Annotated in this window: 7 protein-coding genes; 5 read left to right on the forward strand and 2 right to left on the reverse strand. The window is 46.0% G+C overall.

The window, feature by feature from the left end:
• Nucleotide 1: 1 nt before the first annotated feature.
• Both JT717_RS24015 and JT717_RS24020 read right to left on the reverse strand, forming a co-directional pair.
• Entirely contained in the window at nucleotides 2-535 is a 534-nt protein-coding gene (locus tag JT717_RS24015) for a DinB family protein (protein WP_205513587.1), read from the reverse strand.
• A 211-nt stretch (nucleotides 536-746) separates the two neighbouring features.
• The gene (locus tag JT717_RS24020; RefSeq protein ID WP_205513588.1) at nucleotides 747-4,838 is read right to left on the reverse strand and encodes a hybrid sensor histidine kinase/response regulator transcription factor; all 4,092 of its coding nucleotides are present in this window, start codon (nucleotides 4,836-4,838) and stop codon (nucleotides 747-749) included.
• A 168-nt stretch (nucleotides 4,839-5,006) separates the two neighbouring features.
• On the opposite strand from JT717_RS24020, the gene xyl3A reads away from it, so the two are divergent.
• From xyl3A to JT717_RS24045, 5 genes are all read left to right on the forward strand, one after another.
• Nucleotides 5,007-7,619, forward strand: a complete 2,613-nt coding sequence (gene xyl3A, locus JT717_RS24025; protein ID WP_205513589.1) for a xylan 1,4-beta-xylosidase — start codon at nucleotides 5,007-5,009, stop codon at nucleotides 7,617-7,619.
• Between the two features lie 63 nt (nucleotides 7,620-7,682).
• A complete protein-coding gene (locus tag JT717_RS24030; protein ID WP_205513590.1) occupies nucleotides 7,683-9,215 on the forward strand; it encodes an alpha-L-arabinofuranosidase family protein in 1,533 nt (510 codons plus the stop codon).
• A gap of 33 nt (nucleotides 9,216-9,248) precedes the next feature.
• Nucleotides 9,249-11,171, forward strand: coding sequence for an alpha/beta hydrolase-fold protein (locus tag JT717_RS24035; RefSeq protein WP_205513591.1), 1,923 nt, complete (start codon nucleotides 9,249-9,251; stop codon nucleotides 11,169-11,171).
• 77 nt (nucleotides 11,172-11,248) lie between these two features.
• Nucleotides 11,249-12,592, forward strand: a complete 1,344-nt coding sequence (locus tag JT717_RS24040) for a family 43 glycosylhydrolase (protein WP_205513592.1) — start codon at nucleotides 11,249-11,251, stop codon at nucleotides 12,590-12,592.
• A gap of 321 nt (nucleotides 12,593-12,913) precedes the next feature.
• A complete protein-coding gene (locus JT717_RS24045) occupies nucleotides 12,914-16,084 on the forward strand; it encodes a SusC/RagA family TonB-linked outer membrane protein (protein WP_205513593.1) in 3,171 nt (1,056 codons plus the stop codon).

Raw genomic sequence — 16,084 nt, forward strand, 5'->3', positions numbered from 1 at the left:
TCTACTGCTTTTTTGTATGATTATGTTTATCGGCGGCGGTATGGTATAGGTACAAACCATAATCTGTAGGTACACCTTTATGGCCTAACTGGTGCAACATGGCCGTAATATTGCCGCGGTGATACGTACCATGATTGACGATATGCTGAATTACATCGGCATAGGACATTCGCACACCGGCAAAATCCCGGCTATCTGCCATATCGTTCTTCATGATAAACCGGACTGTCGCTTCGGCCAGTACCTGTTGTTTCTCTTCCAGTTCCTGCAATGAATTATTCTTTGTAGATGCGATCAAATCATTGACTGAGGCCTGGATCGCATTGTAGTCATCGGGCTGATATTCTTCCATAAGAAGGGATAGCCACCCTTTATCAATGATGTATACATGCATCAGTGCTTCAAATATAGAAGGGAATACACTTTTAATGGGAGCCCGGCAGCTGCCATCGGGAAGATCCTGCAGATGGCTTATCAAAGTTTTATTGGCCCATGTATGATATTCATACATGAACAGCGAATGATTGTCTGTCATTTCAAATAGTTGAGTTAATAGAAAGGAATACCGCCTGTTGCCTGAAACTGGCAACCGTAAGGTAGGAACCCCTGGGAATGGGGGACTACTTATCTTGTATGTTAAGATGGGACTTTTTCATGATCACCTCCTTTTTAAGAAGTGAAGACCGTTAGACAAATATAGGGGCTAACGGTTATTTAAGCCGGAAAAATATTAATGAAGTTTTGTTTCAGTTTGCTTTTCTAACCCTGGCAATGAATTCTGATGGTAACATATTATATTTACTCTTGAACGATTTGGCAAAATAATTAGATGTTGTAAAACCAACCTGGTAAGAGATTTCCGAGATGGTCATATTGCTTTTTTCCATCAATGCGGCAGCTTTCTCCAGGCGGAAGGAACGGATATACTCTACCGGTGTTTGACCGGTCAACTCGAGCAGTTTGGTATATAATGTGCTCCTGCTCATCCCAAACTGTTTGCTTAAGTTCTCTACAGACAGTTGCGGATTGGTAAGGTTGCTTTCAAGATAGCTGGCTATTTCAGTTAAGAGCTTTTCATTCGCCGATTCTATGACTGGCTCCGGGGCCGTAAGCTTTATCTGCTTCGAATACGTACTTTGCATGGTGTTCTTTAAGTGAAGCAGGTTTTTTATTTTGGCATTTAATACTTCAAAATTAAATGGTTTTGTAATATAGTCATTCGCTCCTGTTTCCAATCCTTCGAGTTGCTGTTGCTGACCAGTCATGGCCGTGAGCAGGATCACCGGGATATGACTTGTTCTTTTATCTGCTTTTATTTTGTTAATGAGTTCAATGCCATCCATTTCAGGCATGCTTATATCACTTACGATCAGTTGCGGATGATTAAATAGTGCTTTTTGCCATCCCTCTTTTCCGTTAGTTGCCTCTATTACTTTGTACCTGATCCGGAGATGATCTTTCATATACGATCTGAAGTCATCATTGTCCTCCACCAGCAGTACTGATAGTGCATTGTTCATGCTGCTGTCTTCCTGGATCGACGGTGAACCGTTTAGGCCCGCACTTTCATCTGCAGCGGCGGGGAACTGTGGCACACCTTCGTTAAGAATGGTGGTTTCATGTGCCTGTTTTAGTGGAATTTCTATCATGAAGGCAGCTCCTTTCCCAGGTTCACTTTCCACCCGGATCTTTCCCCCTTGTAACCTGATGAACTCTTTTGTGATCGACAAACCGATGCCGGTGCCCTGGTTCAGGATAGCTGTGCTGGTATCGCTCTGAAAAAAGCGGTCGAAGATCAGATCTTTTTTATCTGCGGGAATGCCAATGCCCGTATCCGTTACATGGATGGACACCCAGGTATTTTCCTGCTCATCCGGGCTTTCGGCTTTCTGGAGATCAACCGTGATCTGCCCGCCTGCCAAAGTAAATTTGAATGCATTGGATAATAAGTTGAAAAGGATCCGTTCCATTTTATCCCGGTCAAAATAAACATCCAGCCGCTCGACACCGCTTTTGAATGTGAACTGTATATTTTTCCTTTCCGACAGATCCCTGAAAGATTCAGACACTTCCCTTATAAATGAAACAAACTCGCCCTTCGATAGCTGTAACTTTAATTCATGTTCTTCCATTTTTCTAAAGTCGAGCAATTGATTCACCAGGTTCAGCAGCCTTCTAGCGTTACGCCTGATCATACTTAGTTTTTCCAGCTTTCGCGGGTTTCCTTCACTTTCAATCAACTGGTCTACCGGCCCCATGATCAATGAAATAGGCGTTCTGAAATCATGGCTGAGATTGGTAAGGAATTTCAATTTCATCCGGTCAAGTTCCTGTACGCGTTTAACTTCCTGCTGTTCCTGCTGCAAAGCAAACTTTTTTCTCAATCTTGAGATACCTCTGTATCTGCTGTACAGCAGTAAGCCTGCAATGGCAAGTACATAAAATATATAGGCGTAGGTAGTTCGCCAGAAGGGCGGCTTTACAAAGATCTTTATGGTGGTTTCTTTTGTGCTCCAGATCTCATCGTTGTTGCTGGCTTTTACCCTGAAAGTATATTCCCCGGGGTCCAGGTTCGTATAGGAGGCCATATTGGCTTTGCCGATATAGTTCCAGTCTTTATCAAAACCATCCAGCTTATAGGCATAATGGTTTTGCTTTGGTATGGTATAATTCAGAGCAACGAAACCCAGCGCAAAATTCTGCTTATAATTCAACCGGATTTCACTGGCTACTGAAATATGTTCCTGGATGGGAGCATCTTTAGCGGCCGGCACAGATTTGTTCGAGATCTTCAGATCGGTTAATACTACACGCGGCAGATTGCGATTAACAGTCAGTTGGCCGGGATAAAAATGATTGAACCCTTCCAGGCCGCCGAAAATCAATTCACCATCTGCCAGGCGCAAACCTGCCCCGCGTACGAAGTTTGAATTCTGCAGCCCATTTGAATGGGTGAAATTCCAGAAATCTTTTGTACCCGTGTCGAATCTGCTTATGCCGGTATTGGTTGATAACCACAGTTTACCAATGGCATCTTCCACAATTTGATAAACCATGGTGTTTTGCAATCCGTCCCTTTCAGAATAATGGGTAAACAGGTGTTTGTCTGCATCAAACGCGGCCAGTCCGCTAAAAGTTCCGATCCACATTTTTCCCTTGCTGTCGCGATGCAGGCATTGTATTTTATTGCTGGGCAACTGACTGTTCTCCTGCGTGTAAATGGTCCATTTACCGGTGCCGGGTTCATATACCGCGATACCGCCGCCATGCGTGCCAACCCATATATTACCGTTATGGTCTTCCTCGATGGCCCGTATATACCCGTTAATAGGCAACAGGTTCACGCCATTGCCCTGGGGTTGGGGAGAATACCTGGCAATTACCTGCTCATTGTTCATTTTGATAATGCCTGCACCGTTGGTCCCGATCCAAACATTTCCCTTACTGTCTTCAAACAAACAGAAAATGTCGTTACTGGTAAGATCATTTTGACCAGGCCCCTTCAGCAGTTGTTTGTATGTTCCGGTTCGCTGGTCTGCGATGATCACGCCTTTTGAAAAAGTGCCGATATACAGTTTATCGCTTTTGGTGCGCAGCAAAGCGAGAATAGCCAGCGACTCACCAGCCCCGTTTTTCACCGCAAGCTTCACAGGATATCCCTGTTCTTTTTTACGGTCATATGTATATAAGCCATTGCCGTTCGTGCCCAGTAACAAGTGGCCATTATGATTTTCGGCCATGGCGGTGATAACAGCAATATTGCGCCTGTTTTCCTGAAAGCTGCTGTTCAGCGTTAGGTTGAACAGGTTAAGATTTTTATCATATTTGCAAATGCCCCCCTGCGATGTGCCAAACCAGTAAATGCCTTCTTTGTCGACATATATACATCGCACTGCATTGCTGCTTAAACTTTGATGGTTGCGGTTCTCATGTGTAAAAACGGAAAACCGGTCGGCCTGTACCTCGTAAACGTACAAGCCCTTAAAATTGCTGCCTATCCATAAGATCCCCTCGTCGTCGCTGGCCAGGTAATTAATTTCTATGCCGTTTAAATAATTACAATGAATGAATCCCGATTCATCGGGTTTCAGTCTGCTTAAGCCGGTTGAAGTTCCCACCCAAATATTTCCCCATTTGTCTTCTGCTACGGCTTTTATACTGTTTACAGGTAAGCTATTTGGGTCTGCCTGGCTGTGCTCATACAGTTTGAAGGTGTTGGTTGGAATATTATATTGAAAAAGACCGTTATCGGTTGCGATCCATAACCGTTGCTTACGGTCTTCGTAGATCGAAAGCAGGGTGGTTCTTACCGGCCTTCCGCTTCCATCGCGCAAAAGCTGTTTTGAAATGGACTGGGTCGCCGGATCGAGCAGATACAAACCTTCAAACTGTGCAATCCATATTTTGCCGCGATAGTCGCTGCAAATGCCCCTGATAACATCGCTGCCTGAGAGGGTGGTGGATCCTGTTCTTACCGGGTAATGTAAGAACCGGTCTTGCTTCCGGTCGTAAAGGCTGAGCCCGCCGCCGCTGGTGCCGATCCATAATCTACCCGATCTGTCCTCATGTAATGCAAGCACTTCATTGGTACGCAGGCTGGTGCTGTCGCCGGGGCGATAGCGGTACACGGTAAAATTTGTTCCATCGAATTTATTCAAACCGTCATCAGTGGCGAACCACATCAGCCCATAGCGGTCCTTTAAGATAGCATTCACGGAATTGGATAACAAACCGTCCCGGGTAGAAAGCGAGGTAAAGTTGATATGACCTGTTTGGGCGGGGGCTTTGAGGTAAGTGATTAACAGGTAACCTAAAAATATATAAATATATTTTCGCATGTCTTGCAATCGTTTTGGTAAGGTAATATAACATCACCGGAGGATCGAACAAAATTGCTACAATTTCCTACAAAGTTGGCAATCCCTCCAGTGCGGCATGGCTATTTTTGTAATTAAATGTACGACTGACGTTTTTGATTTCCGTACAAAATTATTTGACTTATTATAATGAACTCATATAGAACGGCCACAACAGGTGTTGTCATTGTAGCGGCATTGATTTTTTCATTAAAAGGCTTTGGGCAAAAGCTGCCCTACCAGAACCCGGGCCTGTCTTCGGCCGAAAGGGCCCGCGACCTCATAGCGCGACTGACCTTGGAAGAAAAGGCCTCCTTACTGTTCGATCAATCTCCTGCGATACCCCGGCTGGGCATAAAAAAGTTCAATTGGTGGAGTGAGGCATTACATGGCCTGGCCAATAATGACAATGTTACGGTTTTTCCCGAACCGGTTGGCATGGCTGCTTCATTCGACGATTCCCTGGTGTATAAGATCTTTGATGCAACATCTGATGAGGTACGCGCCAAATATCATGAGGCCATACGAAGTGGAAAAGAGAACCGGCGCTTTTTGAGTCTTTCGGTTTGGACACCCAATGTCAATATCTTCCGCGACCCGCGTTGGGGACGCGGCCAGGAAACCTATGGGGAAGATCCTTACCTCACGGCGCGTATGGGCGTTGCAGTAGTAAAAGGGCTGCAGGGGCCGGCCAATTCAAAATACCGCAAATTACTGGCCTGTGCCAAACATTATGCCGTGCATTCAGGACCTGAGTGGAGCAGGCATACGCTGAATCTTTACCAGCTAAGGCCCCGCGACCTGCACGAAACTTACCTGCCTGCCTTTAGATCGCTGGTAATGGATGCCGATGTGCGCCAGGTAATGTGCGCATATCAGCGACTCGATGATGAGCCTTGCTGCGGCAACAACCGTTTACTGCAAACCATCCTGCGCGACGATTGGGGCTTTAAACATATAGTGGTTTCAGACTGCGGCGCCATCACCGATTTTTATACCAGCCATAAAGTGTCGTCCGATGCCGTACACGCTGCTGCAAAAGGCGCTTTGGCCGGTACCGATGTGGAATGTGTGTGGGAAGGTTATGCATATAAAAGCCTTCCGGAGGCCGTGTCGCGGGGATTGATCACCGAAAAAGAGGTCGACAAACACCTGCTGCGCGTGTTGACCGGGCGTTTCGATCTGGGCGATATGGACGACGATGCATTGGTGCCCTGGGCTGCCATTCCCATCTCGGTCGTCAATAATGAGGCGCATAGAAAGCTTGCGCTGGATATGGCGCTGGAATCAATGACGCTCCTGCAGAACAGGAATAATATCCTCCCTTTAAAAAGAACGGTTAAAAAGACCGCTGTTATTGGACCGAATGCAGACAATGATCCCATGCTTTGGGGAAATTATAATGGAAAGCCGGTAAGAACGATTAATATTCTAAAAGGCATTCGCGCTGCAATGCCAGCTAACACGGTGTTGTATGACAAAGCATGTGACCTGGTGGAAAATAAGGTCACGCAAAGTTATTTTTCACAATCTTCCATCGACGGAAAGAAAGGGTTTAAAGCGACTTACTGGAACAACCGGGAGATGCAAGGCGATCCTGTTATTACAGAACAAATAACCAATCCGCTGAAACTGACCACTGCCGGTCAGCACGAGTTTGCATCGGGCGTTCAACTGGAAAATTTCTCTGCATTGTATGAAACGGAGTTTGTTGCTGCCACCACCGAGGAACTGGTGTTCAAATGCGGAGCAACAGGTTCCATGCAATTGTATGTAAACGGCGTATTGGTGACCAGGACCAATAACTGGCGTACCCTGCTTTCAAGAGTTCCCTACAAAGTGGAAACTGGCAAGAAATATAAAATAGAAATACGCTTTGCCCAGTTGAACAATTGGCAGGCGAATATTGAATTCGATTTTGGTAAAGAAGTGGATATCAATTTTAGCGGCCTGATCAATAAACTGAAAGGAATTGATGAGGTCGTATTTGTCGGCGGCCTTTCTACATTGCTCGAAGGGGAGGAAATGCCCGTATCTTATCCCGGATTCAAAGGGGGCGATCGTACAGATATTCAATTGCCCGAAGTACAACGCAACTGTTTGAAAGCATTGAAAGCAGCCGGGAAAAAGGTGATCTTTGTAAATTGTTCCGGATCTGCCATTGGCCTGGTGCCGGAAACAGAAAGCTGCGATGCCATTCTGCAAGCCTGGTATGCAGGAGAATCGGGTGGGCAGGCAGTGGCAGCCGTGTTGTTTGGCGATTACAACCCTTCAGGAAAATTGCCCGTTACTTTTTATAAGGATACTACGCAACTGGCCGATTTTGAAGACTATTCCATGAAGGGCAGAACATACCGCTACATGAGCGACCCGCTTTTTCCGTTCGGGTTTGGTTTAAGTTATACAAGCTTCTCTATTGGCGCCGCGCATGTGAGCAAAACAGCAATCAGCAATACCGAAAGTATTGATATATCAGTACCGGTAACCAATTCAGGCAGGCGCAAAGGAACTGAGATCGTACAGGTGTATGTGCGCAAAACAGGAGACAGCGACGGGCCGCTGAAAACGCTGAGAGGATTTAAAAGAATAGCTGTACCTGCGGGTAAAACCGCAACGGCGGTTATCAGTCTGCCGCCATCAGCATTTGAATTTTACGATGCAAACGCTGGGAAAATGGCAGTAATGCCTGGCACCTATGAATTATTATATGGTAACAGCTCTGCAGAGAAAGACCTGAAGATGGTGAAGATCTCGATCAGGTAATACGCTGCCTGTTTAAGTGCGTTAGAGCAATGATCAAATACCCATTATAAATACCTGTGTTAAATGAAAAAAGCACTTGTCACGCTATTGATTGTTTTGCCAACACTAATTGCAGCGCAAAATGCCACCATAAAAATTGATGTAGAAAGAAGCATTGGTGAAATTGACCCGCTGATCTACGGCGTTTTTATGGAACCTATTCAATTCAGTGGCAGACGTTTTGGTTTGCCCGATTCTGTGCAGTTCAATACATTATATGGAACTTTATACGACCCTTCTTCACCACTGGCTGACAAGAACGGCTTTAAGAAGAATTATATAGAGGCAATGAAAGAATTAAAGATCACCAATATGCGCTGGCCAGGCGGGAACTTTTTAATGGGTTATAACTGGCAGGATGGTATTGGTCCCAAAGATCAACGGCCGGCCCGTATTAATCTGGCATGGGGTGAAATAGACAACAACCACGTGGGCACAGATGAATGGATGGCATTGAATAGAGCCATAGGAAGTGAAAATGTGGTATGTGTTAACCTGGGTCTTGGCGACATCAAAGATGCTGCTTACTGGCTGGAATACTGTAACTATCCCAGGGGAACCTATTATGCAGACCTCCGTGCCAGGAACGGACATAAAGAGCCCTATAATGTTAAAATATGGGACCTTGGTAATGAAGTAGACGGCTATCCTTGGGAACTGGGTTACAAAACCGCCGAGGATTATGTTAAGATCGGGAGGGAAGCAGCAAAAGCCATGAAGGCCGTCGATAGCACCATTAAGCTCGTGGCGTCCGGTTCTTCATACTATGAAGCCACAGGAATATGGGTCGATTGGAACCGTAAGGTGCTGGATGGGCTGGGTGACAAGATCGATTATTTATCCATACACCGGTATTGGGAAAGATCGGATGATTACTATACCTACATGGGGCAAAGTGCAATAGACTTTGAAGAAAAAATTCGGGTGCCGGCGGCCCAGATAGAAGCAGCACGCATTAAGAATGGCTTCAAAAATCCGATTTACATTTCCGTAGATGAATGGGGCATCATGTCAAGGAATACATTATCCGTTCTGCCGGTAGCACAATGTTTTAATTCCTTCCTGCGCCACGCCGACGTGGTGAAGATGGCAAATTTTACGCTTCTTACATCACTGCTTGGCAATGATCAAAAGAAGGGAACGTTTAAAACACCGTTATTTTATATTTTCAAGGCATTCTCGAACAACTGTCGCGGCAGATCAATAGATACATATGTTGCCTGCGACACTTTCAACACACCAAAGGCGCGGGGTATTCCATATCTGGATGTCACCACCACCTACTCTAAAGAAACAAATGAAGTCTTCGTCAATGTCGTGAACCGGCACAAGGATAAAGCAATTACAGCCGACATTGTAGCCGCTAGCGGGAACATCATGGGTAAAGCTGAAGCCAGCTTTATTGCAGGCAGTTCCTTAAATGAAGTGTATGAATTCGATAAACAGGCTCAGTATGTGCCCGTAAAAAAACTTATAGACACGAAGGGCAAACAATGTACCTATACGTTCCCGCCGCATTCCTTTACGCAGATAAAACTGAACATTAATGTAAAATAAGCCGGTCCGGTCTTAAATGAAAATACACCATATATGAAATATATATTGTTTGCCATAGCTGTTTTAATGCTGCCTGCTTTCTCTGCCAACGCACAGGAACTGGTTAAACAGGCGCCCGCCGGTTTTGATTCATTGCGTGCAGCTATACCGCACGGAAAGATCGATACCATAACTTATGCTTCCAAAACGGTTGGAGTAACCCGGAGATCACTTATTTATACACCACCTGGATTTTCAAAAAAGAAAAAGTACCCGGTCTTATACCTGCTGCATGGTATAGGTGGTGATGAAAAGGAATGGCTGAATGGCGGAAAGCCACAGGTGATCCTCGATAACCTGTATGCGGAAGGCAAAATAGTACCAATGATCGTCGTGATGCCCAATGGCAGAGCCATGAAGGACGACCGCGCAACCGGCAATATCATGGCGCCCGAAAAAGTGCAGGCATTTGCCGATTTCGAAAAAGACCTGCTGAATGATCTTATCCCTTTTATCGAAAAGAAATATCCGGTACTTACTGACCGCGAGCACCGCGCCATAGCAGGATTGTCAATGGGAGGCGGACAGTCGCTGAACTTTGGGCTGGGCAACCTCGACAAATTTGCCTGGGTGGGCGGCTTTTCTTCTGCTCCCAATACCAAAAAACCGGAAGAACTGCTGCCAGATCCTGAAACGGCAAAAAAACAATTGAAGCTGCTCTGGATCTCCTGCGGTGATAACGACCGGCTGATCTCGTTCAGCAAACGCACCCATGATTACCTGTATGAGCATAATGTTCCGCACATCTATTATATAGAACCCGGCGTTCACGATTTCAAGGTTTGGAAGAACGGGCTGTATATGTTTTCCCAATTCCTGTTTAAACCGGTGGATACTTCCGTTTTTATGAAGTATGATGTTTTGGGAACACCGGCCGCTACCAATGTAAGATCGGCCAGTTACCCGCAGGTGCTTCCCGATAACCGGGTTATTTTCCGCATCAAAGCGCCCCATGCGCAAAAAGTGCAGATAGACCTGGTTAAGAAGTATGACCTGGTAAAAGATACCGGTGGATATTGGGCCGTCACTACCGATTCAATAAGCGAAGGTTTTCATTATTATTCTTTACTGATCGACGGTGTTGCCTTGGCCGACCCGGCGAGTTTGACCTTTTATGGAATGGGGCGCATGGCCAGTGGCATTGAGATCCCGTTCCGGGGAGGCGGCTATTATGCTGTTAAAGATGTGCCGCATGGAGATATAAGAATAAGAAGATATTATTCTGCAATTACCAATTCGTGGCGCCGCCTCTTCATTTACGCGCCGCCGGGCTATGATGTAAATACCAATGAAAAATACCCGGTATTATACCTTTTGCATGGTGGTGGTGAAGATGAAAGCGGGTGGTCTGCCCAGGGGCGAACTGACCTTATTTTGGATAACCTCATTGCAGCTAAAAAGGCAAAGCCCATGCTGGTGGTAATGATGGACGGGAACTTCAGCACAGGCATCGCCGGATTTAACGAACAGGCATTAAAGGCATTTGAAAGCGATCTGAAGCAGCAAGTGATCCCATTTATCGAGCAGAACTATCGCACAGCTACAGATGCTTCGGCCAGAGCCCTCGCCGGCCTGTCGATGGGTGGTTTACAAACGCTGTATGCAGGAATAAAGAACAGTCAACTGTTTTCTTATTTGGGGGTCTTCAGTTCCGGCTGGTGGGCCAATCAACCTGCACTTTCAGGACCGCAATACGAGTTCATGAAAAGCAATGCGGCTACCATTAACAATAACCTGAAGCGTTTATGGATCTCGATGGGGGGCAAAGAAGATATTGCGTACAATAACTGCAAGATCATGCTTTCCAAGTTCGATGAAATGAATATTAAATATCAATACAGCGAATATCCGGGCGGCCATACCTGGCCGGTATGGCGGAATAACCTGTACAACTTTGCCCAGGAGTTGTTCAAATGATCATTTCGAAGAGTTGCGCTTCCTGTATTCTTCGCCGGCTGCTGTAAACGATCTGGTAAGTAATAAAATCCGCTGTTATGCGTAAATCTGTTTTATTGGCATGCTTACATGCACTGCTTATAAATAGTGTAGGTCTGAAGGGGCAGAACCCGCTCATTCGTCACCAGTTCAGCGCCGATCCTTCTGCCCGGGTATTTGGCGACAAAGTATATGTATATGCATCTCATGACATCCTGGCCACCGAAGGGCGTGGCCGGATGGGTTGGTTTTGTATGGAAGATTATCATGTGTTCTCTTCATCGAATCTTACCGACTGGACGGATCACGGTATGATCATTCACCAGAACAATGTGCCCTGGGTTAAGCCAGACAGCTATAGTATGTGGGCGCCGGATTGCATTTTCCGGAACGGAAAGTATTATTTCTATTTTCCTTCTACGCCAAAAGATACCAGTTATGCACGCGGGTTTACGGTGGGCGTAGCCATTGCTGACAAACCGGAAGGTCCTTTTATTCCGCAGCCTGCACCCATTCTCAATGTGCGGGGCATCGATCCCAATGTATTTATCGACAAAGATGGACAGGCCTACCTCTACTGGTCGCAGGGAAATATATATGGCGCAAAGCTGAAAGAGAATATGGTGGAGCTTGCTTCGGAACCGGTCGTATTGGGTAACTTGCCCGACAAAGGACTGAAAGAAGGTCCCTACCTGTTTGAAAGGAACGGAACTTACTATCTCACCTATCCGCATGTGGAAAACAAGACCGAACGGCTTGAGTATGCGATAGGGGATAATCCACTGGGCCCCTTTAAAGTAACAGGCGTTATTATGGACGAGTCGCCTGCCGGCTGCTGGACAAACCACCATTCCATTATACAGTTTAAAGATCAATGGTACCTCTTTTATCATCATAACGATTATTCACCTGCGTTTGATAAGGCGAGATCGATCATGGCCGACAGCCTGTTCTTCAATACAGACGGCACCATTAAAAAAGTATTGCCTTCCTATAGAGGAATAGGTGTAACGAACGCCAATACACAGATACAGCTTGACCGGTATAGCCGTATAAGCGATAAAGGCGCGTCCATTGCCTTTCTGGATACAGCCAACAAGTTTCAGGGTTGGAAAATGGTGCTGGAATCAGCCGGGGCCTGGGTGCAATATAATAGTGTAGATTATGGAAAGAAGAAACTTAAATCGGTTACGGTACGGACGCTTTCTCCCGCAGGTGGCCATTTGCAGATCCGTGTACAGGGTATAGATGGTCCTGTGCTGGCAGATATTCCTATCAGTGCCAGTAATGAATGGCAATTGGTAAAAGTGTCTTTGTTACGCTTTAAGCCTGGTATGCAAAACCTGTTCGTTATATTGAAGGATAACCATCAGACAGCCATTGACTGGATGCGTTTCGAATAGTGGAAAAATCCTTCGATTGAACATATTTACCAAAGGTTCCGACAAATGGGCCCCTGCTTTTTTTCCTGCGTAACTAACTTTGAAAGTGACGATTGTACAAATTTTCCCGGATTGATACTGGTTAGCTGCTAACGATCATAATGCCAAAACTATCTTTTAACCATTAACTGCTGCTATATGAAAAAACTTACCTGAACATCTTTTCCCATCGTTTTTTAGTTACTACTTCACATCATTGCGAAGACCTGAGACAGTCTTTACTGGCCTGGCGCTCTTGCGCCCGGGCCAGGAGGGCTCCTATTTAATACTTCAAACTACGATATGGAAAATTTTAAACGGGGCCTTTCGTCCCGGAGGCATTGCTTTGTCTTCAAATACCTGCTGGCGATTACCCTGTACATACTGCCGCTCACATTGATCTCGCTTCGCCTCAAGGCAGGTGGAGGGCTCAACGATAAATACACAAACAACCGCTTTTCCCTGATCATAACCGGCAAAATAACTGACGACAAAGGCCTACCGCTCGCCGAGGTCACCATCGCCGAAAGAGGTACCAACAATATCACTATGTCGAAAGCAGATGGTACGTTTACCATAACGGTTGTAAATGATAAGGCGGTACTCGTTATTTCCCATGTCGGCTACACAGGACAGGAAGTTGCTGTGAAAGGCCGGCAACATCTGGAGGTGAGATTAGTGCTTTCTTCCCTCTCAATGGACAGTACCATTGTGGTTGGTTACGGCAAACAGAAGAAACAAAGTCTGGTAGGTGCCATCTCACAGGTAAAAGGAGACGTTTTGCAAAGAACCGGGGGTGTTTCGAGCCTCGGCGCCGCATTAACGGGAAATTTACCTGGCGTAATAACCGTTGCAACACAAGGCACGCCGGGTGCCGAAGATCCGAAGATCTATATCCGGGGCCAAAGTACCTGGAATAACAGCGATCCGCTGATCCTAGTAGACGGTATTGAACGGCCGATGAACAGCGTAGACATTGGTTCTGTGGAAACTATTTCCGTTTTGAAAGACGCTTCCGCTACTGCCGTTTTTGGCGTTAAAGGCGCTAATGGAGTAATTCTCATCACCACCAAACGGGGCAGGGAAGGGAAAGCCGAGATTCGTTTTACCGGTAACGCTACCGTGAAAGTTCCTTCCAAACTGGCCAGTAAACACGATGCTTACGATGCCATCAGGATCCGTGATCTGGCCATTGAACGTGAATTAGGCGTTTCACCCGCTTCCTGGTACAGCTATGTTCCCTATGCAGAACTTGAGAAATACCGCAATCCGGCAAACCAGGCAGAAGCAGAGCGTTATCCAAATATCGACTGGCAGGATCAATTGGTGAAAAAACATGTAATGTCTTATAATGGCAGTCTGAATGTTTCCGGCGGTTCTCCGCTCGTGAAATACTTCACTGCTGTAGACTATTTGCATGAAGGCGATATTATCAAGAAGATAGACAATGGGAAATCATATAAACCCGGTTATGGTTTCGACCGCGTAAATGCCCGTACCAACCTAGATTTCAATTTGACCAAAACAACGGTGCTCACCGCTAACGTAGCCGGTTCATACGGCGTAAAGCAGGATGCTTATGGGCAGGATAGCTGGGAGTACCGCATCTGGCAAAGTATTTACAATAATGCGCCCAATATTTATTATCCCCGTTATTCAGATGGCGGATGGGGCTACTTTCCCTTAGAGACGGTATCTACCATTAATTCATTGGCCGTAATGGGTAATAATGGGGTGCGCAAAACGACCACTACCCGCATTACAACAGACTTTACGGTTAGGCAGGACCTGGGTGCATTATTGAAGGGACTGGCTGCAAAGGGTACACTTTCTTTCGATAATTCTTTCGTTTCGCAAGGCGGCATTTACGACAATGGCAATATTCAACAGGAATACATTGATCCGGTAACCGGTGAAAAAAAATATAGCCAGTATTTAGGAACAAATCAGTTCGACTGGATCTCTCCACGGTGGAATCCTAATGTTGATGCCGTGCAAAACGGCTCCACATACCGGAAATTGTTCTACCAGTTACAGATCGACTATGCGCGCCGCTTTGGCAAACACGATGTAACAGCCATGGGTATGTTCAGCCGCGACAAATATGCGACCGGAAGTGAGTTTGAGCATTTTCGCGAAGATTGGGTGAGCCGGATTACCTACAATTATGATGGCAGGTATTTTGCCGAATTCAATGGCGCCTATAACGGATCCGAGAAATTTGGTCCCAACTACCGTTTTGCCTTTTTCCCCTCAGCAGCGGTAGGGTGGATGATCAGCAACGAACGATTTCTGCAAAACCAGACCTTTCTCAATACCTTGAAGCTGCGGGCTTCTTATGGGCAGGTGGGCAACGATAATGTGAATGGCCGCTGGCTCTATATGACCACCTGGACCTATGGTGGCAATACGCCATTGGGATCCTCTGCAGGGCAGAACAGTCCTTATACCTGGTGGTCTGAGGCAAGGGCAAGCGTTGGTAACCCCGATATTCATTGGGAGAAAGTAACAAAGACCAATTTCGGGCTCGACTATGCATTATGGAACGGCTTATTGTCGGGCAGTGTAGAGGTTTTTAACGATTATCGCACTGATATCCTTTTAGCCGGTAATTCCAGGTCGGTGCCTTCTTATTTCGGCGTTCAACCAGCTACTGCCAATGTAGGTAAGGTGCGTAACAAAGGTTATGAAATTGAAATTCGGGTTAGTAAGACCTTGCCCAAAGGCATTCGCTTATGGGCAAATCTTGCCATGACACATGCCAGGGATAAGATCATAGAAGGCGAAGATGCTCTCTTATTGGATGATTACCAGAAAAGGGCGGGGAAGTCGATTGGCCAGGCTTATTCCTATGTAAGCAGCGGTTTTTATAATACCTGGGATGAAGTTTATGGCAGTACAAGACTGAATACGTACGACAATCAGAAATTGCCCGGCAACCTGAATATGATAGACTACAATGCCGACGGCGTAATCGATAATAAAGATGCAGTGCCTTATGGTTATCCCGAACGGCCCCAAAACACCTATAATGCTACCGTTGGTGTTGAATGGAAGGGATTCAGCGCCTTTGTTCAGTTCTATGGAGTAAATAACATTAACCGCTATCTGCAATTGGTCAGTTTCTCGGGGCAGTACCATTACGACAATGTATATAAACAGGGCTCTTACTGGACGAAAGATAATCCAAATGCCGATGTGCCCATGCCGCGTTATGCCAGTGTAATGCCCTATTATGGCACCACCTATTTATACGATGGTTCCTATTTGCGATTGAAGAATGCAGAGATCGCATACACGTTTAAGCTGTCGCAGCTGAAGCGTATTGGCATTAACGCCTTAAGAATGTACCTGAATGGCGATAACCTGATACTCTGGACGAAAATGCCCGACGATCGCGAAGTAAGTATGGGCGCAGCCACTGCATATCCCACTATCAGGCGCTTCAACCTGGGATGTAATTTCACTTTTTAA

The organism is Longitalea arenae (assembly GCF_016924755.1).
Lineage (GTDB): Bacteria > Bacteroidota > Bacteroidia > Chitinophagales > Chitinophagaceae > Niastella > Niastella arenae.

Coding starts and splice junctions, on each gene's coding strand:
- JT717_RS24015 (WP_205513587.1), bottom strand. CDS start 535: ATGACAGACAATCATTCGCTGTTCATGTATGAATATCATACATGGGCC.
- JT717_RS24040 (WP_205513592.1), top strand. CDS start 11,249: ATGCGTAAATCTGTTTTATTGGCATGCTTACATGCACTGCTTATAAAT.
- JT717_RS24035 (WP_205513591.1), top strand. CDS start 9,249: ATGAAATATATATTGTTTGCCATAGCTGTTTTAATGCTGCCTGCTTTC.
- JT717_RS24030 (WP_205513590.1), top strand. CDS start 7,683: ATGAAAAAAGCACTTGTCACGCTATTGATTGTTTTGCCAACACTAATT.
- JT717_RS24020 (WP_205513588.1), bottom strand. CDS start 4,838: ATGCGAAAATATATTTATATATTTTTAGGTTACCTGTTAATCACTTAC.
- JT717_RS24045 (WP_205513593.1), top strand. CDS start 12,914: ATGGAAAATTTTAAACGGGGCCTTTCGTCCCGGAGGCATTGCTTTGTC.
- xyl3A (WP_205513589.1), top strand. CDS start 5,007: ATGAACTCATATAGAACGGCCACAACAGGTGTTGTCATTGTAGCGGCA.